A 24,599-nucleotide genomic window follows, 5' to 3' on the forward strand; every position below is an offset into this window, starting at 1 on the left:
CAAAAGGAAGGTTTTCCTTGTGCCATCATGGTGAGCATCGCTGGATTCTTGAGTTCTCCCTTCTATGCCGTCTATGGTGCCACGAAAGCCGCGCTGAGAAGTTTTATCGAAAGTGTCAATGTCGAACTCTCGCGCGCCGATACTCCCAATCGCATTCTCAATGTTTCGCCCGGACACTTCAGCGGTTCGCAATTTGAAGGTGGCACTTCCACGCAGCTCGATCAGCTTTTCCCACTGGCACAAGAGATACTCACACGCGCCCTTGCTCACGACGATCTCTACATCCCCCAATATGACGAAGTGTTTCGCGCCGTGCTCGATCGCTACCAAGCCGATTTTCGCAAAGAGGGTCAGAGAGCCTATGACTACAAACTCCAATCTGGACGTGTGAAAAGCTGACGCCTGCTTTGTATTCTCCACCCTATTCTTCCCCTCCCCGCCTTTCTTCATCCTCTCTCCTTACTGATTTATGCCTCAACCTCCCATTGACCACGAAGCTCTCCACGAGCGTTTCAATCCCGAAGGCTCACTTCTACGCCGCATGCAGCACCGCATGACCGAAATGCTCGGAGAAATCGACAAGATTTGCCGTCGCCACAACCTGAAATACTGGCTCTGCTCTGGCACTCTCCTTGGTTGCGTGCGCCATGGTGGATATATTCCTTGGGACGACGACCTCGACATCGAGATGCTTCGAGAGGACTATGAGAAACTACTGAAAATTCTGCCCGAAGAACTGCCGGAACACCTGAAACTTCAGACGCCCGATACCGATCCAGGTTATTTCTTCCAGTTTGCCAAGGTGCGCGACACACGCAGCTACCTAGAAGAGACCAATGACTACGACCGCATCTTCCAACTCAAGGGCATTTTCATCGACATCTTCCCTTACGAAAAGATGCCTCTCCCCTTGCTTTGGATTTCCAATCGCACTTTCGGGCGAGTATATAAGGTGATGAACAATCCCAACTACACGCCCGATCAGCTTATTGCCAAGGTGCGCCGCATCCGCAAGTTCAATGAGCGTTTCGTCTTCCCAGTGTTGCGCGCGATTGCCAAACTCTGGCCCACGAAATTCCTCAACTACAGCCCAGGCATCCCATACGACAACACGATTCTCCCAGAGGAAACCTTCCCCCTCACCACGGCAGAGTTCGATGGTCTGACAGTTCCCGTGCCCGCTGACACAGATGCTTACCTCCGTCGCAAGTTTGGCAATTACATGCAGCTTCCTTCTCTCGACAATCTCCATCCCCACAGCGCAAAGCTCACTATCGATGACTGATTCCTCCCTTGCCCCCGTGGCACTCTTCGTTTATAATCGCCTAGATCACACCAAGCGCACGCTAGAAGCCCTAGCGGCCAACTATCTTGCGCCAGAAACGGAAGTGTATGTCTTTTCCGATGGCGGGCGCGACAATAGTTCTTGGCGATCTGTCGAAACCTTACGCGAATATCTCCACGAATTTGCGGAGCGCAATGCAGAGGAACACCTCTTCCGCGCCTTTCATCTCATCGAACGTCCCGAGAATTTCTATCTCGAGCGCAACATCATTGAGGGCATCTCCCAAGTCTTTGACAACCACGAGACGATTATCGTCTTGGAAGACGACATTGTCACAGCGCAGGGCTTTCTTTCCTACATGAATCGCGCTTTTCAGCTCTATCGCGAAGAACCTCTAGTGATGCACGTAGCCGGATTCACTCATCTCAATCTGATAGATGAGCACCCCGAACTGTTAGAATCGGACAACGAAGCCTATTTCACGCCCCACATGGGCGGCTGGGGATGGGGCACCTGGCGCGATCGCTGGCAACATCACTTTGTCCACTACGCTTCTGCCCAAGAAGCACTCGAAGGTCTCACCAACGACGACATCGATGCTATGCAATATGGGGGCAATTTTCCCTGCCTTCACTCCATCGACCGCGACCCTATCCCTTGGGATGTCTGTTGGGAAATCGCTATTTACCGAGCTGGCGGACTGTGCCTCACACCTGCGCGCACGCTCATCCGCAATATCGGCTTACAAGGGGGCACACACTTCAGCGCCACTAGCAGTTGGTTGCAGCATTTCAGCTATGATCGGGAGCCCCTCACGCGACCTCTCCAACTTTCGCACCGCACTCCCGAAAAATCCCCTGCCATAGAACGACTCTTCGCAGAAGCGATTCGAGACTGGGGCATCCGCTACACCTGGCTCGGTCAAGTGTTGCGCACGCTCAAACATTGGATAATCGGCAAACCCAAGCACTAACTTCGCCAACAACAGCTGAGGTGTTTACACCACACTTCGCATTCTTTTTGCAACAATCCACAGAGGACAAGGACATCAACGCCCTTGTCCTCTTGCTTTTTCTTCACAAAAGAACAAGCTCATCAAGGTCAAATGAACCTAATACTTCAAGGCTCTCTTTGCGCTCATCTGAGCATTCTCACAGACAAAAGGGAGAGTCGCGATAAAAAACTCGGAGAGTTTCAAAAAGTTCTCCGAGTTTTTTCAAAAGTTCTCCGAGATTTTTTAGAAAAAGTCGGAGATTTCTATGCACACTCTCGGAGATTTCTTGTAAATAATCGCAAAACCTTCGCTTTACTCTCTCAAAAAGAGAGAAAACACTTGGATGGTCGCCAAGGAAATCCTAACTTTGTCCTTATACCAATGGAAGATTTTCTACTACAAACCTTTACTAAAACTACCTGAAAATGAAAGTATCTAACCTTTTTACCCTATTGTTGCTCGCCATCTCCGCAACAATCACCAGTGCTTGTTCCACTGAATCACCCTCTCATGAGATAGAAGCTTTGGCTTTCCGCAGCTCCGAATCTGGTCGTTGGGGCATCGTGAGCATGGACGGCGAAGTCATCGTCAGAGATTACTTCAAGAACGAACCTACTGTCGCAATGGATGGCAGATATTTCGTAAAAAATGACGAAGGACTGTGGGAGATGTATGACCTTTCAACCCAACCGCAAAAAAAAGGTGGGAAATACGTCTACACTTCTGGCTTTTACCACGGCAGAGCTTTGGTGACGGAGCGCAATCAAGGGATTTCGCTCATCGACACTGAGGGAAAAGTGCTGAAACATCTGGATCGCATCGCCAATAAATCGGTAGAAGAAATAGCAAGCTTCGACCAAGGCTACGCCATCTTCATGACCACCGACAGTTTGTACGGAGCCATTGATGAAAACGGCACATGCGTCGTCCAGCCCTCTTATTGCTATTTGGTGGCAGACGAAGGAAATTTCGTGGGCATCCCCAAGCAATACAAAAGAGTCATTCTTTCGGACGACAGCCCTCGCAAATATGCCCTTGATCTCTTCGACAAATCAGGAAGAATGCTGCATCAATTTCAGTCGTCGGAGTTTGAAGAACTCACCACAGGCAACGATAAATTTGCCATCGCCACGAAGCAAAAAGACAAAGAAAGCTGGACTTTCTACAACTTTAAGGGAGATGTGCTCTTTCGCTGCCCAGAAAATGTGAAGAATATCACGGCCATCAAGGGAAATAACTTCATCTATTCCAACCGAAAAGGCTTTGGATTGATGAATCTCAATGGAGAAATCTTGATTCCTGCCCAATATGCTGACTTAGAATTTGATGGAGACTATCTCATTGCTACGATAGAGAGCAATGTCGATAGGAAAAGTATCTGGCTCAATCAGTACGGACAAAAGGTGGGCTCTGAGGCTTTTGAAGCTATCTACAATGCTTCTGACTTTGACAACGAGCATGCCGTGGTGAAAGTCAACGAAATGGGCTATAGTCTAGTAGACCTTAAAGGAAACCCGCTGAAACACCAGCCCGACATGGTAGAAGTGGGATGGAAAAAAGGCGATGATTTCATCCAGTCTGACATTATAGATTTGAATGAACTGCTCAACCAACTGAAGTTTAGTCCGCAAGGTGTAGATGGACTTTCCTTCCGTTCTTCTGCAGAAGTTGGAGCAAAACACTGGGCAGAAGTGAGTGGTGAAATCGAAGATGAAGAAGCCTTAGAAATGCTCCCTGCATTGTTGGGAAATCGCGCTGACCTCACCTACACCCTCAACGTCATGGGCATCCAAACCGAACTATATGTTGAGTATAATCAACTGATGAGCCGCCACAAAGCAGGCAAAAATGGTCTCTTCCCAACGAGTGAATTGGACTATGAAGCGGAGAGAGAGGAAATGATGTCGCACAACTTTGTGTGGAATGACACATATCCCATGTCTTTCGCCATGAAAATAGCGAATAAAGGTAAGATGCACGGCAGACTTCGTCCACTTTTCAATGCGATAGTGGCGCGTTTGCAGCAAACTGGTAGCCTGATGAAAGGCAATAATGGAGCAAAAATCTTCAAACTCAAGGATGGACACCACGCGATTGTGGCATTAGAACCTCATTCCGTCTTTGTGATTTGGGGTAAAATAGAGGGAATTGAAGACTATGATATTGAGTTTTTCAAAAACCACAAAGAGAATCTCAACATTACCTCCGAAGAACTGAGCGAAGACATGACGGACGGACTCTCTGACCAAATGATGATGGAGGACAGTTCTTCGGAAGATAGACCCATGTCCTTAAAAGAAACCATCGCCAATCTAGGAAACAAATAGCAGCGCACTGCAACAAAACAAAGTCCGCATCCCTACACGCGAGGGATGCGGACTTATTATTTTGAGCGAAAGGGGCTAGACTAGGACTGCACATGCGGTTGAATCCACTGCAAGATGGTGGGATCTTTGAGTTTATTATCCTCTGCGAGAAGCACCACCTTGGAGATAATCTCCACCGTCTTGGGATCTTCATCCATGAAAGGCAGATAAATACGGCCGCGGTGCTGACTGTGCACAGGGATAATGGGAATTACTGTGCCGCCCTCTTGGCGCACCAAACCAGAACCTAGATGAACGGTGTAGTTGGCGAGCATGCCTTTGATGTAGACATGGTTGCCGCTGATGCTGACATTGGCAAATTTCATCAACTCTGCTGTGCAGCGCACGATGGCAGCACGGAGTTCCTTGGTGCTTTGTCCAGTTTCGGGGTCTACACCTCCCACAAAGGCGATGCTCACCGCCATGTCGATATCGCGCATCACCTCACTGTACAACAGAGGATCTAGGTCGGCAATGTGGAGATCTGGCACACCGGGCACATAGCGAGTGCGAGAGAACCGCACATATTCTATGGTGGGAGCTTCAACAGCTGAGGGAGAGAACCAGTCGGCTCGGGCATAGAGCGAAACGCAGATGCCTTGCGCAAGGAAGACTTTCTGCAATCCACCCTCATAACTCGCATTCCAGCCACGAGAACGCAAGGCTGCAGCGGCTTGTTTCACCTGAATTTGATAGCCACTATAGCGACGTGACTCTCTCAGCTCGGCCTCTTCCGGCATGGGCACGTAGAGTTCGCGGAAGACTTGCTTGAAGGGCTGCACCAACTTCTCAGCAAAGAGGTGAGACTGCCATTTTGCCCACAGTCCAGCTGCGTTGAAATCTACGGGGTGTGCGAGAAGAAGTGGCGATTTTCCATACTTTTTCACCCCATCTAACGTGGCGAGTCCTTCGGCGGTGGGAAGTCCGAACTGCTGGTCTTGGAGAAGCACGAGCTTTTTGAACATCGGACTCACCACGGGATTGGAGAGAATGGCGCGCACATCGTCCATGGCTAGCGGAGTGCGGCGTTGCATTATGTCTTCCAGTAGGAAGCGCGCACGCTGATGTTGGGCTTTCCACGCCCTGCTCACCTCCGCTATCTCCAGATATTGCGGATGCTTCTTGAGTTTTGTAGGAATCCCTTTGAGCAACTTCTTATCTTTGAGGATTTGCAACCTATTGGTGCCGTCGTCCTTGAGGGAGATGATGCAGGAATATCCTTCGATGTCGATGCCTTCTAGGTAGTTGGCTGCGCTTTCCACCTGAAGGGCTTCCATGCGCCACGTAAGTTGCACGGGATCGGCAAAGCCTGCACCACGAGAAAGATTGAGGAGCGCAATCTCCCATACGCGTCTTTCAGAGTCTTGTCGCTGAGCACCAAACTGTTTTGACTCTTTGAGGAACTGCTGAATGCGAAGATAGCGACGTTGGATCGCAGCATCGTCACGATCGGTGAGCAATCCTAGTGCGCACACAGCATCTTTGTTGCGCTTCTCTTTGATTTGCTTCAGGAGTTCTTCCTCTGTCACCTTGCCTTGCACGACATCTGCATAACGGCGTGCCCGAGTGTGGATGGCACCACTGCCGATGTATTTGGCAGCCTTGGAGCAGATTTCAAAACGCTCTTCTCCGATTTCTTCAAGAGCTTGGCGGAAGAGTGCCTCGTCAAACGCACCATCTGCGAGATCTAGAGGGTCTAGTTCGGTGTAACGTGCGATGAGTGCCTTTTTTTCGTCGTTGCCCATCTCACGAGCATGGGCGATGAAGTAGTAATAGGCGGTACGGAATCCGCGCCAATTCAGACGTTGCTCCACAAAATCCAGCCACTGTGGCGCGAAGAATGCGAGTTCTACGAGGAGTTGTTCCGAGATGTCTGCCAACATCTCGGGCGTATCTGTGGGAAGCGGGTAACAGCTCGTCGCCAAACTACTGAGGATGGAGCGGCGCTCTGTGCCATAAATGTCGATTTTGAGGTGATCTTTGCGCACTGCCTTCATGATGCGCGCCACACGCTCTGCCCCTTTGAGCACGAGAATGTAGCAGCACTGATGAAACGCCTCAGTAGCCTCTGTGGGAGCATTGCGACGTTGCATCTCCACTTCAAAGAGATGGTTGATAAATCGATCGACTAAATCTCGGGTGTTTTGGCTATAACAAATCAAATTGACCTCGTCTCTTGCATATTTCTCCAGTTCTTCCACCTTTTTCAGGCTCAGTGCTCCCCAGCGATGGGCATAAGCCAGATCCATCATATCTTGCAAGCCGCGGAATTTTTCATATTCCATCTGCGTATACAGCTGGTCTTCGTTGATGGTTCCATGCGCAAGCAGCTGAAGCAGGACAGCCGTCGGAAGATAATAAACATCTTCCCAGTCCTCTTGGCAAGCAGGTTCGCCCCATCTGTGGTAAAACGCAAGAAACATCGGAGCTACGCGCTCAAACTCGCCCTGCATGTTCGATTCGCACGCATGGATGGCGTATTTCAATGGAAATCCTCCAGAGATAGGATAGATTGCATCATCGCGATACCTGTAGGGTTCCTTATAAGTCTCTTGTGGGGTATACCAATAACACAGTTGGCAGAGGGTGTAAGCATGGGAGAACACCAACTCAGGTCGCCGTTTCTTCACCATGTGTTGGAGAGCCACGATCATTCTCTGGAACTTCCATAAATGGGTCCACTGCACTCGCCCGCCGATATCGCCAAAAGGATAACCGTTCAAAGGCAAGGGCAACACCCCTAGTCGGTCATTGAGCAAAAGATAACTCATCATCAAATCAAGAGCTAAGACTTTTTCGTCGGTGATGTCGTAACGTTCGATCCAACCTTTCCAGAGTTCCGGGTAAGGGAGCTGATTTACCTCTGTGGCACCGTTCCACATAAAACCGCCGTCATAGAGACATAGCGTTTCTCCCCTTTCGTCTTGGTAGGTGAGTTCCTTGTTATCCTCAAGGATTTGGGCAAAATCGTCATAGATAGCTTTGACATCTTTTTCTGTTAAGGGGAAGAGTTTGGACAAATCTAGTTTGGATTTGCTGGTTCCCCTGGAGAAGATTCGAGCAAGCAAAGACTTTTTCTTGGAATCTATGGACACCCACTGCGAAACAGGGCTTGCGGCGAAACGTTCTGCGTCAGCAAATGGATTTTCAAAGGGGAGTTTTGGCAGCTCTGTGGGAGTGAACAAGCCGAAACGTAGTTGACTGTCGCCTGCATCTCCCACTTGCGCTGCTTTAGCTTCACTCTTTCCGGCTGCGGCTCCACTGTCAGCAGCACCATCCTCAGAGATTTTCTTCTCTGACTCGGTCACTTCGCCAAACTTCTCGCGCAAAATGGCACTGCCCTCACGGAGTTCCACCAGACAATCGGCTATATAGTCGCCATTCGTACACAGCAATCGCTCATAAGCTCCCACCAAAATGTCATCGGGCTGCGTGAGCAGCAACTGCACTGCGCGTTGGCGCGTGGTGGAAACCTTGGATTTGAATTTGGCATCAAGGAGTTGGATTTCCTTATCTGTGAATTGTTCGCGCAAGAACGCCTCGCGGAATACGAGAAACAGGGCATCGTTCTCAAAATTCAAAGCATTGCGCAAGAGAAAACCTCGACGCGCCTCGGGAGATCCCATAGGAAGCACGTAGGAAAAGAAGAAATCTGTATATCCATCTTTGTCACTATTGTAATAATAATAGGAGGAGAAGATATTTACTCCCCATGAGGGAATCTTCTGCGCAAGGAATTTATCCACAGCAGCTTGCGTGTGGAGGAGCAGAGAGATCGTATATAAGACATTGATAACGCTTTCGCGCGTGAAAGAAATGCAGAACCACTCGAATCCCGGATGGACCACTTTATTCTTCGCTTTGAGTGTTGGCAGCCAATCTAAAATTGTTTGGTGCAACACCTCCAGTTTTTTCCGAGTATTCTCGCTGAATGCTATCGCCTTTTTCGTTTTAACGAAATGGTCTAATACGTCTGTTCCTCTAAACTCATTGATGATGTAGGCACGAAAAGTAGGTTCTTCTAATCGAAGAGTAAATACATCGAGATGCAAAAAGTCTATATAGTGCCTATCTTCCAGATTGACACGATTTAAATACCACAAGGCAGCCACAGAGACCTGCGAGGGTTTGTCACTAGTCAGCAGCGCTTCAGCCTCGTCAAATGCCACTTGCGCATCGACACAGCCCACAGTATAGAGCGCAATATAGACAAGTAGCGGATTATCTCCTGCATAAGCAGTGGCGAGTTCCTCGGGATGCTCGAGATATCGGCGAATGGCGTGGAAGATAGTCGCAATATCCTTATCTTCAACCTTTTCGTATCCCAATCCGCACCAAGTTTGCACGGCACGACGTACAGAGCTATAGCGCAAAAGTCCCTCTTCGTCGACGACTTTTAGGAGTTTGAGGTAGAAATCCATGTTGTAGGAATCACCACTCTCCAGGATTACTTGTCGCAATCCCTCTTGCAACTTAGCTGCTTTCAGCAGGTTGAGGAGCAAATCATGGAGTTCTTCGTTGTCACCACGCTCGATAGCGCAGACTAATTCGTAAGATAAGATGCCAACATTGTTTTCTGAGGTGATTACGTCCTTAGCAGCGGCAATGACTTCGGCATTGCCTTGGCGTAAAGCGGCTCCAATGAAAGCGCTATAACCGACCTTTCTAAACTCCTGTAGGCGCATTGTATGGCGCCCACGAACAAGATCGTCTAAACTTGCTCCATGAAGAGCTATCATAAACGCATCGACGACTGTCTCTCTCACAGTAGCTTCCGACAACTTGCCTGAATTAGACAAGCGGAAGCGATAAATGCTGCGCATCATCCCCTTCGTTTCCTGATAACCAAGGAGATATGCCAGAATTTCACTGAGCCACGAGGGCAACAGGTGGGGAAGATGGTAACCAGCTATGAGCAGTTGGGAATGCACTAAGGAACCGATGGTCAGTTCTTGTAAGGACTTGTGGAGTTCCCAAGGAGATACTTCAGACAAATCCTTAGATTTTACGGCTTTATACAGCACTTCTTCGACCTTGTTCAATGAGTTGACATCGATTTGAGCTAAATAATCCTTCTTAAATAGTTCTGCTTGTTCTGGAGTACGCATGAGATTAGACAGTAGATATAAGACGTTAGATATTAGACGTTAGACGTGAGAGGCTAGACATTAGACGTTTGACCACCGATATTGAACATTAGACCGACAATCTTGGACGTTAGAAGTTAGAAAGTTGACGTTAGCCCCTAGAAATATAGGAATTGGCAATCAAAAACACGGAGGAAATCTTCCATATTCACCTTACCACAGCAGGCCAGTGAGGAAGGTGAGGCGAAGAAATGCGACTTCGCTACCCTCTTTCAGGGAGAGTGCGGCATCGAGGTCGGTCACTTCTTCACCATCAACGAAGATACGCACCAAACCATCGGCAAATGCCTGGAGCATCACCTGAAGGGCACGCTCTGGAGTGTCGTGATTTTCACCATAACGGCTGGCGAATTTCACGCGCCCTTCCTCGGATTGTGCAGCAATCTCTTCCTCGGTGAGAGGAAAATCACTGACCACTGTTTGAGCTTCACGAAGACCATGAAGGGTAAACTCAGTGAGCAACTGCCGCAAGGTGCTGGAAGCCTCATCCAAAATGAAAGGATGACGCCCCAATTCTTTGCGACTTCCACTGCGCTTGCGAATGAAATAAATGTTCATAGGCATAAACTAAACTCTAATGTGCGATAACTCTGCGCATATATGCGTTGTACATGCCATAAAATCAAAAAAAACGGCCATTCTTAGGGCAAGAAAGACCGTTTATGCTGAGAGTTCGCATAAAAAACGAAGACTATATATAAAGTATTCTGTGAATGCATAGGCCGTAAAGCTGAGTGTCGCTTTAGCCTATGGTAATGCGGCGTGCCACTTTGCCCACTTTGACGATATAAATGCCACGATCTACATTGAGCGTAAAGGAATAATCATCACTTTCTACGCGATGGGTACTCACCTTAACGCCGGTGATGTTGTAAACCATCAAAGTAAGCCCTTCTGCATGCTGGACACGAATTTGATTGCCTCGCACAGTGATTGCAATTTCATCCAAACCGGGAGCTTCCATCTGCATGGGTGCCTCGGCTAGTGTCGCAGCATTGCCTTGAGACTCACTAGCAACAGAAACCTGTCCTGCTGCGAAAGAGTCAAGATGTCCCAATTTATGTTGAGCAGCTGCCGATAGAGCGAAACCACTCACGAAGAAAAGGGCTAGATAGATGCGGAGTATATGTTGTTGCATAGGCTTAAAATGCTAAGTGATTGTGGCAAATATACAACAAAATGTGGAGTATGCCAAGATTTTATCCTTTTTTCTGCTCATTATTACGTGCTTCTTTGTCTAACTCTTGAGGAAGACGGAAAGCAGTGTACAATTCAAAGACTACGGCTATGGAGAGACACACCTTCCACTCACCACCTTGCAGGGGCAATAAGCGAAAACTACTCACGAGCATGAGTACTGCACTGACCATGAGTAGGAGAGCACCGATAATTTCTTGACGTCGCAGGCGAATAATAGTCGTGTTTTTACCTTCATAACGGCGCAACATCTGCGTGCCCCCATAAGAAAGCGCACCTAAAGTGAAGACATAAGGAGCATATTCAGCCATGACGCCAGCAAGCGGTAGGAGAGCACCTACGATAAGAAGCACACCGCCAATCATGGAAATGGCATTTTGCAAAGGGGTAAGGGGTTTCATCATAAGAAGCAAAGGGGAAGTGAAGGTAAAGATCTCAAGAAAATCGAATTACAAAAGAGGAGAAGGCCTCTCACAAGTTCCTATTCGTCAGAGTCATTCACCACCACATAGACATCTTCATTGGCTTTTTTCATGAAGAGCTTCACCCGCGCCACTTTCTCCACGGCTTCGGGCGAATTGTCCATAAGGCGAAGTGCACGAGAATCTTCCTTATACTGCTGTTCAAATTGCGCAATGTTTTGCTGCAACTCATGATTATTGCGAGTGAGCAAGAAGATGTTGAGCGCACTATGTTCGTCAAAAATGCCAGCACCCAGCACAAAAAGAATAGTGATAAAGGCGATGCGAAAACGCCAAAGCCGAGAAACGATGGAGGAAAGACTAACCATGCTGCAAGAGACGGGGATAAGTGAGAAACAACTATAGCGAAGTACCTGATTCGCTAGCCACAAGAGGCTTAAAGATCATGCTGCTGCAAACGATAGGCAGCAAGTTCTGCGTAGCGAGTACCAGGCTTTCCGTAGTTGGCATAAGGATAGATGCTGATGCCACCTCGGGGAGTGAAGAGTCCAGTGACCTCGATGTATTTAGGATCCATGAGGCGAATGAGATCTTTCATGATGACATTGACACAGTCTTCGTGGAAGTCGCCATGATTGCGAAAGGAGAAGAGATAGAGTTTGAGGCTTTTGCTCTCTACCATCTTTACATCGGGGATGTAAGAAATACGGATTTCGGCGAAATCAGGTTGGCCAGTGATGGGACAGAGAGAGGTGAACTCTGGGCAGTTGAAGCGCACCCAGTAGTCATTTTCTTGGTGCTTGTTGACAAACGACTCGAGCATTTCTGGTGCGTAGTCCGTGGGATATTGAGTGCCTTGGCTTCCGAGATGTTGGAGGCCTTCGGTTTCGCGTTGTGACATAAGGATAATAACTTATATAAGTAGGAAATTCTAGAGAAATGATTACTTGTTGGTTGTCTCTTTGGTGAGCAGATATTGCTGCAATCCTGCTTGGCGCAACTGGCAAGCGGGACAATGTCCACAGCCATCACCTACCACTCCGTTGTAACAAGTGAGTGTGCGCTGACGAATCAAGTCGAGCACTCCGAGTTCATCGGCAAGCGCCCAAGTTTCGGCCTTATCGCGCCACATGAGTGGCGTGTGAATGCAGAACTGTTCGTCCATGGCTAGATTGAGCGTGACGTTCAAACTCTTGACAAAGTTGTCACGACAATCCGGATAGCCCGAGAAGTCAGTCTGTCCCACCCCAGTGACTAGATGAAAAATGCCACGTTCGCGAGCATAAACCGCTGCGATGCTGAGAAAGAAGAGATTGCGTCCAGGCACAAACGTATTGGGCGGTGCATCAGCAGGCTTATTCTCGTCCATGGTGAGGGAAGTGTCGGTGAGCGAATTACGACCAAGCTGTCCCAACAAGGGTACATCCATCACCTCAAAGGGCACATTCTGTTCAGCACAAATGGCGCGCGCCAACTCTACTTCGGCAGCGTGCTTCTGTCCATAGGTGAATCCTAGAGCAAAGACTTCGTCAAACTCACGAAGTGCCCAAAAAAGACAGGTGGTGGAGTCTTGTCCCCCACTCAAAACAACGAGGGCTTTTTGATTCATGACTGAATGATTTGGATAGCTGATGGGAGAGACCTCTCCGATAAAAAACTAGGTAATCGTCCTAAAACTCCAAGAGTTTCAAAATTATCTCGGAGATTTTATAAAAATTCTCGGAAATTTTCAGAAATATCTCGGAGATATTTTGAGAAATCTCCGAGAATTTTAGTTCAATAGTCCAAGAAAGATGATAACGGCCTATGAGATGCTCTGTAGAAGTTCCCCAAAAGCATTAGGATTTCTCCTGGGCATTTTTAGCATCAATCTCTTTTTCTTGGGCATCTACTCCCTCACTCAGCAAGTCGTTGCCCCAGTGTTGCGAAGCGAGACGAGCTTGGCGGTCCACCACCTCTTTGGCTTTGCGGGCATAAACTATGAAGCGCAGCGATTGAGCATAGGAAACATAGTTCCACACCCAGTTGAGGAAAACAATACTCTTGTTGCGGATACCCAAAATGCTGCGGAGATGGACAATGAGCCACATGAACCACGCAAAGAAACCAGCCATCTTCACTTCGCTAAATTCGGCTACGGCGCGATTTCTTCCGACAGTAGCCATAGCTCCAAGGTTCTTATAGCGGAAAGGCTTGAGCGTTTTACCCTTCTCTAGGGCTTTGAGATTGCGAGCTAAAAGTTTTCCTTGTTGAATAGCAACTTGTGCCAACTGGGGATGTCCCCCTTTCCAACGAGGATCGCCCTCAGGCATGATGCACTGGTCGCCGATGGCAAAGACACCGTCCAATCCTTCTACTTGATTGTAGGCATCAACCACAATGCGACGACCACGTCCCAGGTATTTGGGATCAAGATTGCCCACAGTCTCTCCTGCTACTCCACTCACCCAAATGAAGGTGCGGGTAGCGATTTGTGTACCGTCCTTCAAGATGACACGATGATTTTGATAGTCTGTCACCATCTTGTTGAGCAATACATTGACGCCCATGGTGCGGAGGAAACCTTCGACATGCGCCGAAGTGGGAGGACTCATGGCTGGAAGTAGACGTGGTCCAGCTTCGATGAGGTAGATGTTCATCAAACTCGAAGGCATGTCGGGATAGTCCTTGGGAAGAACGTAATTTTTCATCTCCGACAATGCACCAGCCACTTCGACTCCAGTGGCGCCACCACCAACAATCACAACATTGAGCAGTTCTTGTCGCTCGGTTTCACTGGAGCAGGTGAGAGCGCGCTCAAAATTTTCGAGCAAGGCGTTGCGGAGTCCCATAGCTTCACTCACATTTTTCATGGGAATGGCGTGCTCTTCCACGTTTTTATTGCCGAAGAAGTTGGTGGTTGTTCCTGCCGCAAAGACCAGATAGTCGTAAGAAATCTTGCCTATCGAGGTTTGGAGTATCTTTTGGTCGGTGAAAACGCTACGCACCTCAGCCATGCGGAAATAAAAATCCTTACGACCATGAAAGAGTTTGCGGAAAGGAAAGGATATACTGCTAGGCTCGATGCCTGCCGAAGCCACCTGATAGATCAGAGGTGGGAATTGGTGGTAGTTGTTGCGGTCGATGAGGACAACTTGGAAGTTAGAATCCTTGAGTTTGTTGGCCAATTTCAAACCACCAAAGCCACCGCCAACGATGACCACACGCTTTTTATCGGATTGAGGTACGTTAAACGCCATGTGAGGATGTAAGAAAGGATAAAATGTTATGGAGCAATGCCAGAAAGCACCGTGCTACCCATTAAATTCTTGTGCTTATATTATATAAGGAGTGGCGAAGAGCTTTGCAATCCTTCGCAACGAGCAGTGTCAACAGATGGAACTATCTGATGGAATCGGTGAGGAGTTTGATTTCGAGTGGGGGAGATATGCGCTCATACAAGATGTTGTAGACAGCATCAAGGATGGGCATGTTCACTCTATAACGCTGATTGATGTGGCGCATACAGCGCACACCATAGTAGCCTTCTGCGATCATCTCCATCTCCATTTGAGCATTCTTCACGCTGTATCCGCGACCAATCATTTGGCCGAACACACGATTGCGCGAGAAGTTGGAATAACTCGTCACCAACAAGTCACCAAGATAGGAACTATCGTAGACATTGCGCTCAATAGGATAGACTGCAGTCAAGAAACGATGCATTTCTTGCACTGCACTTGCCAAAAGTACCGAGAGGAAGTTGTCACCATATTGCAATCCCGAGCAGATGCCAGCTGCGATGGCATAGACATTCTTGAGCACGGCAGCGTATTCGATGCCGATAACATCTTGTGAAACTGATGTTTTCACATAGTCGTTGGCCACCAACTGCGCCATAGTGCGAGCACGCTCCATGTCTGTGCATCCAACTGTGAGATAGGTGAGGCGATTGAGCGCCACTTCTTCAGCATGACTTGGCCCCCCTAGCACCATCAACTGGTCTTCGGGCACACCTAACGTGGTGCGAAAATACTCTGTGCACACCACGTTCTCATCTGGCACAATGCCTTTGATGGCGGTCATGATGTACTTATTGTGTAGCTTGACTTTGAGTCTTTTGAGCTGGGCTTTGAGATAGGGAGATGGGGTGACGAAGATGAGGGTATCGGCTTGGCGCACCACCTCATTGATGTCGCTACTAAAATGGATGCGATCAACGGGAAATTTCACCGAAGTGAGGTAAGTGGGGTTATGTTCATAGCGACGAAACTCTTCAATTGTTTCGTCACGACGCACATACCATTCAATCTCGGGCACACTTTCTAGCATGATTTTAGCGATTGCTGTCGCCCAAGATCCACTACCAATGATGGCGATTTTCCCAGGAAACTCGGCCAAACCGCGACTGTCTTCGTTGCTGTCGCCAAATCCGAAGAAAGAACTGAAACTAGGCATAAGGAGAAGTAGGCTTAAGTGTGGTCGATAGAGGAAATAAAATGATATACGACTAAGGATTATCCTACACCACTACGCTATCTTTGCGCAGGAGTTGAGGAGGACGTATCACAGGTCGATAGAAAACACTGCATTGGTGAGGCGATATATCCTATCGTCCCCACCAATGCGGCATGATGTGATGTGCTTATGCACCAAGGGCTTCAATCCAAGCTGCGATGTCAGCTACCGAAGGCTTGGTGATATCGAGCTGATATTTCTTGATTACTTCGCCCATCTGCTGTTGGATCTTCTGAGGATTGGCTTCCTTGAGGTCTTGCACCAGATAGTAACCCACCTTTTGCAGCACGGGCACTAACTCAGCTGGGATGCCGAGGGGAAGATAAGCCTCAACCTTGTCCTTGGCAGGGAGTTTCTCAGGCTTCATTTGAGGGAAGAAGAGCACTTCTTGGATAGTGGTGTTGCCAGTAAGCAGCATGACCAAGCGGTCGATACCGATGCCGATACCAGAAGTGGGAGGCATGCCATATTGGAGAGCGCGGAGGAAGTCTTGGTCGATGAGCATTGCTTCGTCGTCACCCTTGTCAGCCAAGCGCATTTGTTCGAGGAAACGCTCTTCTTGGTCGATGGGGTCGTTTAACTCTGAGTAAGCATTCGCCAACTCCTTACCGTTTACCATCAACTCAAAACGCTCGGTCAAACCAGGTTTGCTGCGGTGCATTTTGGTGAGGGGCGACATTTCCACGGGATAATCCGTGATGAAGGTGGGCTGAATGAACTTGCCTTCGCAAGTTTCACCGAAGATTTCATCAATCAGCTTGCCCTTACCCATGGTGTCGTCCACCTCGATGCCGAGCTTCTCTGCGATGGTGCGGATTTCCTCTTCAGACTTGCCGTTGAGGTCATAGCCAGTCTCTTCCTTGATCGCCTCGAGAATGGGGAGACGACGATAGGGAGCTTTGAAGCTAATCACCTTGCCATCGATTTCAGTTTCGGGTTTACCATTGACCGCGATGCAGATTTTCTCCAGCATACGTTCGGTAAATTCCATCATCCAGTTGTAGTCCTTGTACTGCACATAGAGTTCTACACAAGTAAACTCAGGATTGTGCGTGCGGTCCATACCCTCGTTGCGGAAGTTCTTGCCAATTTCATAGACACCTTCAAAGCCACCTACTATGAGACGCTTGAGATAAAGTTCTGTCGCAATGCGGCAATACATCTCTTGACTCAAAGCATTGAAGTGTGTGATGAAGGGACGCGCAGAAGCACCGCCAGGAATATTTTGGAGGGTGGGAGTTTCTACCTCAGTGTAGCCAGCTTCGTCTAGGATACCACGCATGGTGGTGATCACCTTTGCGCGCTTGTAGAAGGTTTCTTTGACGTTAGGATTAACAATCAAGTCTACATAGCGACGACGATAGCGCAATTCAGGATCTTCAAAGGCATCAAACACTTCGCCATCCTTTTCTTTTGGACTGGGAAGTGGCTTCAAACTCTTAGCCAAAAGAGTCAATTCGCGCACGTGCACGGAAATTTCACCAGTTTTGGTGCGGAATACAAAACCTTTCACTCCGATAAAGTCACCCAAATCAAGGAGTTTCTTCACCAAAGAATTGTAAAGGGTCTTGTCTTCTTCGGGACAGATGTCATCACGCGTGATATAAACTTGGATGCGTCCACGAGAGTCGAGAAGTTCAAGGAAAGTTGCCTTACCCATCACACGGCGACTCATCATACGACCTGCGATGCAAACCTTACGGGGTTCGTCTTCATCGCGGAAGTTTGCAATGATTTCATCGCTAAAAGCATTGGTGGGATATTCTGCTGCTGGATAAGGATCAATGCCAAGGGCACGAATCTCATCGAGTGACTTGCGACGAGCAATCTCTTGCTCACTGAGTTCGAGGATATTCATAGGATTGTATTGTTCAATTCTGTAAGATTTGCTGCTGTGATTTAGCATCCTTTCGGCCTCCTTTAGGAGTCCATCATTGAGGCTTTGGGAAAAGTTATTTATCTCCTTGTCCACAATCAATTGGCGCAATCTTAGGCTAATGTAATATTTGTGGCAAAGATACGATTTTCTTTTGAAAGTGTCCGTGCTGTACTAGGACATTTCACGCTATTCTTCCAAGAGTTTTTCAAATTTCTACCGAGTTTGCACAACAATCTTGGGAACGTGCAACTTATTTACTCAGAAATTCGTATCTTTGCAGCCCTGTCGCCGCTTCTTCATCTCCAAGTGTATTGAGGAGCGGGGGCAAAGTGTAGTTGCTAACCACTCTAAAAACAAGACTTTTTTATGTCCTCTTCTAAAAATGTGAGCCTTTCGCTCTTAGTGCTGAGCGTAGTGTTCTGTGTGTGCCTCGTGGCATCTAATCTGTTTGAAACGAAATTGGTGCAAATTGGTCCAATTTCCATGACCGCAGGTTTTCTAGTTTTTCCCATTTCTTACATCATCAACGACGTTGTCGCCGAAGTTTGGGGCTACCGCAAGGTACGCCTGCTCATCTGGCTGGGTTTTTTCATGAACTTCCTTGTCGTTGCCATCGGACAGCTTGCGGTGTACCTTCCTGCAGCTCCCTTCTGGAAAGGCGAAGAACACTTTGACTTTGTCTTCGGTCTGGCTCCGCGCATCGCTTGTGCCAGTTTCATCGCCTTCATCATTGGCTCGTTTCTCAACGCTTGGGTGATGAGTCGCATGAAAATCTCTGATGGCGGCAAGCATTTCTCCCTCCGCGCTGTAGTTTCCACCTTAGTAGGCGAAACAGGCGACTCACTCATCTTCTTCCCCATCGCATTTTGGGGCTTGGTGTCTATGACGGAGATGCTCAAACTTATGGCGGTGCAAATCGTGGCTAAGACGCTTTACGAAATTATTGTACTGCCGATCACCATTCGCATCGTAAAATGGGTGAAACATCGCGAACAAACAGATGTATTCGACCACAATGTGGACTATCGCATTTGGAGAGTCTTCGATGTTTAATCTGATTTAGCAGACTGTTTCTCCCTCAATTTTCTTTAACTATGGCTCTTTTCGTACCTAACATTGAGCGAAAATCCTAGTTTCTTTTTAATTTGCAACTTCACCATAATGGGGCAATGCGCATCATGTAGCATTGCCCCATTCTTATTTGGGTTTTGTCTTCAAAAATCAAGGCATTATCGCACTATCTTCTGCCCTTCTTCCGACACAAGAATGCCTCGTGAAGTGCTGACTATGGGACGTCCTTGCAAATCATACCATTGAGCAGTGCCAGCAAGCGCGGCTGCCGCTTTCTGCACTCCTGTGATCACACCATTTTCCATGCGCACTGGGGTGAAAAGAAACTGACATCCTGTGTCGGTACTATTAGTTCCACTGCCCCAATTTAGCAAACGGAAACCTTTTCCTCCATTGCCCTGATTGAACTGTTTGCCATCTGAGCTGCTTATCGTGAAGAGCCCAAAAGTGGAAGCCGATTTTAATTGCCACCCCTTGACAGGCCGCATGGCGGTGGTTACCAGATTCTCACCCACAACGATAGGAGAAATGTAGGAATTGTCAGAATAATTTCGCAAATCGTAGGTATTATCCTCGCGCAACAAGCATCGCCATAAACTTTTCTCTGTGGCTTTTTTCTGACTCACCATCGGTTTGCCCACTTGCTGCAAAGTAAGCAACAGTTTGTCACGCAGAGGCGTGGAGATTTCATACAACACATTTGCCGTTTCACTGGGGGTGAGCGGCATATTCACACTGGTGCTGACAAAAGATTGCAACAAGGCTTCATAGGCTGTTTGGAGTCGCGTGAAGAGTTGTTGACTCTTTTCGTCGGAGAGTGTGGAGAAGTCTTCGCCTTTCACCTGATGGAGGACAGCATTTATCTCCTCAGCGAGCGAAAGAGGGTAATACCCTGGGCGATTCCCCACCTTATCGCGAAGTGTACGCTCGACTTCCTTGACCAACTGCGCCAAACGTCCAGCGACAATACTTTTGATTTTGTCAGGCGAATAGATCACATTTTCTAGTGCATTACGTCCGCTCTTGTCGGTGAGTACGAAGGTGAACATCCATTTTTTGAGGCGCGTGCCATTCGGATTGAAGGGAAGTTTGAGCAGCACCTTGTTCCACCCCATTTTGAGGGAAATTGGTGCAGCAGGACGGGCTGTAAAATTCTCGTCCTCCAACAAATTTTCGTTGGTCATTGATGTCTTACCCGCATTCTTCCAAGAAGGAGCCGGGATTTCCCTATCGTTGAGCCAAATCTTTGCCCCCATTCGATCCCAATGCCCATTGTTCGGAGCAAGATCCTTCTCCGATCTGCCATAATTATAGATTTCGATGAGCGCACCTACATCTTGTGCTTTGGGCGAATAGACATACGTCCAAGCATAAGCCGTGGTGTTCTCTTTCGGCTGGGCATAATAGGCAGGAATCGTGCCTTCGCCCCACGTGTGCCTCAGATAGATGCCAGCTCCAGTGGCATATCCTGTGGTGTAAGTCAGACCTTGATAGGTGTAACTACTCTTCAAACCTTCCGTTTCTGGGGGAAACCTCTGCGCTGCATTGCCATGATTGGGAAAAGCCTCTGTGATTGCCCACTGCACATTCGTTTGGCGCACATAGGGAATGGACACCTGCTGCAAAGTCGTGGCTTTGTGATAGAGGAATCTCCGTTCCCAATCGGCAAATTCCTCATATTCTTCACCTGAAGATGGGAGCATCACCCCACCCTTTTCGACATATTCTTTGCCACCTCCTATCCATCCACGCTCCGCAGAGGCAAGTGCGTTGGCATAGAAGTTGTTTTGTACCACAATGTCGTCTTGCGTGGGGAGTTTGCGGTCGTTCCACGGACAAGATATCGTCCCTGCGATTTCTGCATTCCCACGCGCAGCATAATAGATGCTACTTTTGTAGATGCCCACTAGGTCGGCAAAGACATCAAAGTGGTTGGTATAATTGTAGCGACAGTCAATATTAGGAATCCCTTTCACTAATTTTCCGCGTGTGCTCCACATCTGTGTCATGTCCACCTTGTGATTTTGGATAGCCACTCCATTGATGGGATTCCACACGACGGCCTTTTTGCCAAGACTATGGATTTTGTCGATGATCGTATTGAGGAAGTTCGGATAAGTTATCGTATGTTCATCAGCCCCAAAATGAATATAAGGCGCACGCACAAAGACTTTCGCCACCTCCTCTAGGATAGTTTGCAATTCTTGCATGCCTTGCTCGGTCTGCATATCGTGTCCCATGGCGCGAACAAAGGCTTGGCTGTGACCGGGCATGTCGATTTCGGGGATAATCGTCACACCGCGCTCGTAAGCATATTCCTCCAATTCGCGACACTCAGCCTGAGTATAGAACTTTCCAGGGAAGCGCGTCATGGAAGTTGCCGAGGTGAGTTGAGGGAAAGCCTTGACTTCAAAGCGCCACGCTTGATTTTCGGTCAAATGCCAATGGAACACATTGACCTTAAATTGAGCCAATAAATCAATTTGTCGCTTTAGTTCTTCGATATCAATGAAAGACCGCCCCACATCATGCATCACTCCACGCACTTTGAAGGCTGGAAAATCTGTCATCGTCAGCGCTTCTATCTGCGGACTGCCTTCGGTGCCCAGTGAGAGTTGGTGTAGCGTTTGTGCCGCTCGCACCACGCCGATGGGTTCAGCCACAGTGATTGTAATCAGGTGGGGAGAAACGTCCAATTGATAGCCTTCATTACCAAATCCAGCCAATGGATAATCAAAGGTGTTGAGCGATTTGTCCACTATAACTCGCACCACTGCCTGTGCACTCTCAGAGAAAGTAGCCCCACTTGCGGAGAGCACTTTGCGAAGTAGCGGCGTTTGGGTTGCATCCTCCAAACGAAGTGCACGCTGCAAGGCGAAAGTCCCTGCCTGCTTGGTGAGTTGTAGCGGACGAGGAAGGAGATGTTCTGTTTTCGCAGGCGAAGATAAGGAGAAAGCACCAGCACAAATGAGGCTAACTAGTTTCAATGGTAATCTAAACATAAGGAGAGAATAGAAGAGATGTACGTATCTATCTAATACAATAGGATATCTATCAAACGATAGTTGAATACAAAGATACAAAAACTCCAGAGGAGTTGCTCTTTCTCATCGCAGTTTCTTAGATAGACGTCCTGTTTCTCATGAGAAAGATACTATCACCTCAAAAAAATCTCGTATCTTTGTGCAGCATTCAAGCATATACTCACTAGCCTCTTATGAAGATCCTTTTTATTTGTCTTGGCAACATCTGCCGTTCTCCGTTGGCCGAAGAAGTTTTTCGCCAAAAAGTTAAATCAACTGGTCGAGTTGCGGACTTTCCTACCATTGATTCGGCAGGAATGATAGACTATCACGAAGGAGAACTCCCTGATCATCGCATGCGCCAACAAGCCGCAGCGCGTGGCTACGCACTCACACACCATTCTCGTCCCATGACCGCAGAAGATTTTCGCACCTTTGATTGCATCGTTGCCATGGATGCAGACAATCTCCGCAGACTGCGCGAAAAATGCCCTGAACCAGAGTTGATGAACAAGGTGGTGTTGCTCTCCGACTATCTCACAGCGCATCCTGATTTCACGTCAATTCCCGACCCTTACTACGGCACTCTGGCTGATTTCGACCTCGTGATTGACCTCTGCGAGGATGCTTGTGCGCATTTGCTCACGCAATTATCATAGAAGCAATGAAATATAGAATAATGCCATAGACATTTGTAATAAGGCTATCCACCTTTTCAGACAACCTCCCAAACTACTAGATTATACTCTTCTATGAAATCTGTCATCAACTTCCTTCAACAGCTCCAAGCCAACAACAATCGAGAATGGTTTCACGCTCACAAAGAGGAATATAAGGCTGCGCAATCCCGTTTTCATGCCTTTGCCGAAACCATGATTGCGCAGATTGCCCAGTTTGACCCTACCGTGGCTGGACTAACGGCAAAAGATGTGACCTATCGCATCCAACGCGACACCCGTTTCTCGGCAGACAAGCGTCCCTACAAAGGACACATGGGCTTATTCATTGCGCGTGGCGGTAAGAAATCGGGCTATTCTGGCTATTATTTCCAGTTGGGCGCAGACCAGAATGCCGCGGACTTTGGAGGCATACATTGGGAATCGCAACACATCATTGCCCCAGGGCATTACTGCATCGAGCCCAAAGCACTTCGCATCCTTCGAGAAGACATCATGGACGGCGAGGGCGATTTCGACAAACTAGTGCGTGAAATAGCCGACACTCGCTTTCAACTCCTGCACTTCAATGAGCTGAAACGAAATCCCAAAGGCTTTCCTGCCGATGCACCTTGGAGTGAATATCTGCGCCTTAAAAGCTTTTGTCTTGCTTTTGCCCCAACCACAGAGGAAGTTACTGCAGCAGATTTCCCTGAACGCTTAGCCCAATACTTTAGCACTACGACACCTTTCCTCAACTATATCAACAGAGCCATAGACTTTGCTCGAGAAGAAGAATAAGAAACTGGTAGAGGCTGGGCAACACCTTGGGAAATCCCAATTTAGCAACTCAAGTTGCTTATTGCGCTATTCTGAGCGTTCAAAATGTTTTTCCAACTTAAATTCTCGAATTTTCCTATACATTTTTCTTGGAAGTCTTATAATAAAAATATACTTTTGCGGGAGATAAAACAGATTTATCTGACAAATAACATTCATACAACCACAAAAAACAGACAACATGAAACTATTCAATGCAAACGCTGCGGCTAAATGCCTCGCATTCGCCGCTCTCCTCTCCTTCGGTCTCAATGCTGCTGCACAAGACGTAAAGCAAGATGACAAGCAAGAACAAAAGGCTTGCTGCAAGAACGGCGACAAAAAGTGCTGCAAGAAAGAAGACAAAAAGGACAACAAAAAGTGCTGCAAGAAGGAAGACAAGAAATCTTGCAAGAAGGGTTGCATGAACGACTGCAAAAAGGAATGCAACGAAAAGAAGGGTTGCTGCGGCGAACAAGGTTGTGGCGACAAAAAGAGCTGCGACAAGAAGTAACCTTGCTCCCTTTCTAGTGCAATTTGCACTTCCAGCATAAACGGAGGTGTTGCAAAACTCGTTTTGCAACATCTCCGTTTTGTTTGACAAAGGAATAAATGCTAAGCATTGAGATGGAGGGTGAAGGGAAGGTACTGAAGTATGTGACCAAAGCTAATTTCGAAAATAACGCAGCAGTTTCCCCTTGATTCCCCTGAGTTTTTTTGTACCTTTCACTATTTCAGCGTATACATTTGTTCAATCGCCTGTTTTTCATGCAGACTGTAACTGACAAAATGTCGTTTTTATAAAATAAAAAACAAGTTTGGCAGGAACTTTGCATTCTATGAAATCAACAAAGCAAGCATTTGCTGCGTACTCTAATCTCTCCAACGAGAAAAACAAAGAAAAGATGTCGAAGAAACATCGACAATTTCTCATTGCATTTCAAACACATAAAGATATAAGACAATGAATATCCAACCTCTAGCTGATCGCGTACTCATCAAGCCCGCGCCCGCAGAAGAAAAGACCATTGGTGGCATCATCATCCCCGACACAGCCAAAGAAAAGCCTTTCAAGGGCGAAGTGATGGCGGTAGGACAAGGCACCAAGGACGAAGAAATGGTGCTCAAAGTGGGCGATGTCGTGCTTTATGGCAAATATTCTGGCACAGAAATCGAAGTAGAAAACGAAAAATACCTCATCGTTCGTCAGAGTGAAGTCTTGGCTGTAGTGAAATAAGTCTAA

19 protein-coding genes and 1 pseudogene are annotated in these 24,599 nt (G+C 47.7%); 9 read left to right on the forward strand and 11 right to left on the reverse strand.

The annotated features are described in order from the left end of the window. The 4 genes and pseudogenes from HMPREF9999_RS10655 to HMPREF9999_RS00990 all read left to right on the forward strand — a co-directional run. A pseudogene (locus HMPREF9999_RS10655) lies at positions 1-399 on the forward strand (SDR family NAD(P)-dependent oxidoreductase); the annotation flags it as partial. 70 nt (positions 400-469) lie between these two features. Further along, on the forward strand, positions 470-1,285 hold the full coding sequence (locus tag HMPREF9999_RS00975; protein WP_009751956.1) for a phosphorylcholine transferase LicD: 816 nt from the start codon (positions 470-472) through the stop codon (positions 1,283-1,285). Next, complete coding sequence (locus HMPREF9999_RS00980; RefSeq protein ID WP_009751957.1) at positions 1,278-2,258, forward strand: glycosyltransferase; 981 nt, start codon at positions 1,278-1,280, stop codon at positions 2,256-2,258. The genes HMPREF9999_RS00975 and HMPREF9999_RS00980 overlap by 8 nt, the downstream gene beginning before the upstream one ends. Before the next feature lie 446 nt (positions 2,259-2,704). Continuing rightward, positions 2,705-4,606, forward strand: a complete 1,902-nt coding sequence (locus HMPREF9999_RS00990) for a WG repeat-containing protein (RefSeq protein ID WP_009751959.1) — start codon at positions 2,705-2,707, stop codon at positions 4,604-4,606. An 80-nt stretch (positions 4,607-4,686) separates the two neighbouring features. Here the strand turns inward: HMPREF9999_RS00990 and HMPREF9999_RS00995 are convergent, their stop codons facing one another. From HMPREF9999_RS00995 to lysS, 10 genes are all read right to left on the reverse strand, one after another. After that, entirely contained in the window at positions 4,687-9,753 is a 5,067-nt protein-coding gene (locus HMPREF9999_RS00995) for a DUF4132 domain-containing protein (RefSeq protein WP_009751960.1), read from the reverse strand. Positions 9,754-9,945: 192 nt separating this feature from the next. After that, positions 9,946-10,350 (reverse strand): hypothetical protein, encoded by a 405-nt coding sequence (locus tag HMPREF9999_RS01000; protein ID WP_044062843.1) that lies wholly within the window; start codon positions 10,348-10,350, stop codon positions 9,946-9,948. Between the two features lie 184 nt (positions 10,351-10,534). Further along, entirely contained in the window at positions 10,535-10,930 is a 396-nt protein-coding gene (locus HMPREF9999_RS10660; RefSeq protein ID WP_009751962.1) for a T9SS type A sorting domain-containing protein, read from the reverse strand. A gap of 61 nt (positions 10,931-10,991) precedes the next feature. Beyond that, positions 10,992-11,393, reverse strand: coding sequence for a hypothetical protein (locus HMPREF9999_RS01010; protein WP_009751963.1), 402 nt, complete (start codon positions 11,391-11,393; stop codon positions 10,992-10,994). 77 nt (positions 11,394-11,470) lie between these two features. After that, complete coding sequence (locus HMPREF9999_RS01015; protein ID WP_009751964.1) at positions 11,471-11,779, reverse strand: FtsB family cell division protein; 309 nt, start codon at positions 11,777-11,779, stop codon at positions 11,471-11,473. Positions 11,780-11,847: 68 nt separating this feature from the next. Further along, positions 11,848-12,312, reverse strand: a complete 465-nt coding sequence (gene queF / locus HMPREF9999_RS01020; RefSeq protein WP_009751965.1) for a preQ(1) synthase — start codon at positions 12,310-12,312, stop codon at positions 11,848-11,850. Positions 12,313-12,354: 42 nt separating this feature from the next. Further along, the gene (queC, locus tag HMPREF9999_RS01025; protein ID WP_009751966.1) at positions 12,355-13,020 is read right to left on the reverse strand and encodes a 7-cyano-7-deazaguanine synthase QueC; all 666 of its coding nucleotides are present in this window, start codon (positions 13,018-13,020) and stop codon (positions 12,355-12,357) included. A 229-nt stretch (positions 13,021-13,249) separates the two neighbouring features. After that, positions 13,250-14,650 (reverse strand): NAD(P)/FAD-dependent oxidoreductase, encoded by a 1,401-nt coding sequence (locus HMPREF9999_RS01030; RefSeq protein WP_009751967.1) that lies wholly within the window; start codon positions 14,648-14,650, stop codon positions 13,250-13,252. Positions 14,651-14,792: 142 nt separating this feature from the next. Beyond that, positions 14,793-15,848 carry an NAD(P)H-dependent glycerol-3-phosphate dehydrogenase gene (locus tag HMPREF9999_RS01035; protein ID WP_009751968.1) on the reverse strand — a complete coding sequence of 352 codons (1,056 nt, stop codon included), beginning with the start codon at positions 15,846-15,848 and terminating at the stop codon, positions 14,793-14,795. Between the two features lie 187 nt (positions 15,849-16,035). Beyond that, positions 16,036-17,766: a lysine--tRNA ligase gene (lysS, locus tag HMPREF9999_RS01040; RefSeq protein ID WP_044062848.1), complete on the reverse strand. Its 1,731-nt coding sequence runs from the start codon at positions 17,764-17,766 to the stop codon at positions 16,036-16,038. Between the two features lie 387 nt (positions 17,767-18,153). Here lysS and HMPREF9999_RS01045 point away from each other — a divergent pair, with 387 nt between their 5' ends. Next, positions 18,154-18,840: a queuosine precursor transporter gene (locus HMPREF9999_RS01045; protein ID WP_044062816.1), complete on the forward strand. Its 687-nt coding sequence runs from the start codon at positions 18,154-18,156 to the stop codon at positions 18,838-18,840. 176 nt (positions 18,841-19,016) lie between these two features. Here HMPREF9999_RS01045 and HMPREF9999_RS01050 read toward each other — a convergent pair whose 3' ends face one another. After that, a complete protein-coding gene (locus HMPREF9999_RS01050) occupies positions 19,017-21,860 on the reverse strand; it encodes a family 20 glycosylhydrolase (protein WP_009751972.1) in 2,844 nt (947 codons plus the stop codon). A gap of 215 nt (positions 21,861-22,075) precedes the next feature. Between HMPREF9999_RS01050 and HMPREF9999_RS01055 the strand changes: the two genes are divergently transcribed. From HMPREF9999_RS01055 to HMPREF9999_RS01070, 4 genes are all read left to right on the forward strand, one after another. After that, complete coding sequence (locus tag HMPREF9999_RS01055) at positions 22,076-22,540, forward strand: low molecular weight protein-tyrosine-phosphatase (protein ID WP_009751973.1); 465 nt, start codon at positions 22,076-22,078, stop codon at positions 22,538-22,540. Positions 22,541-22,633: 93 nt separating this feature from the next. Next, on the forward strand, positions 22,634-23,338 hold the full coding sequence (locus HMPREF9999_RS01060; RefSeq protein WP_009751974.1) for a DUF2461 domain-containing protein: 705 nt from the start codon (positions 22,634-22,636) through the stop codon (positions 23,336-23,338). Positions 23,339-23,558: 220 nt separating this feature from the next. Next, positions 23,559-23,870, forward strand: coding sequence for a hypothetical protein (locus tag HMPREF9999_RS01065; protein ID WP_052316448.1), 312 nt, complete (start codon positions 23,559-23,561; stop codon positions 23,868-23,870). A gap of 450 nt (positions 23,871-24,320) precedes the next feature. Then, positions 24,321-24,593: a co-chaperone GroES gene (locus HMPREF9999_RS01070; protein WP_009751978.1), complete on the forward strand. Its 273-nt coding sequence runs from the start codon at positions 24,321-24,323 to the stop codon at positions 24,591-24,593. The last annotated feature ends 6 nt before the right edge of the window (positions 24,594-24,599 follow it).

It is taken from the genome of Alloprevotella sp. oral taxon 473 str. F0040, from assembly GCF_000318095.2.
Classification (GTDB): Bacteria; Bacteroidota; Bacteroidia; order Bacteroidales; family Bacteroidaceae; genus Alloprevotella.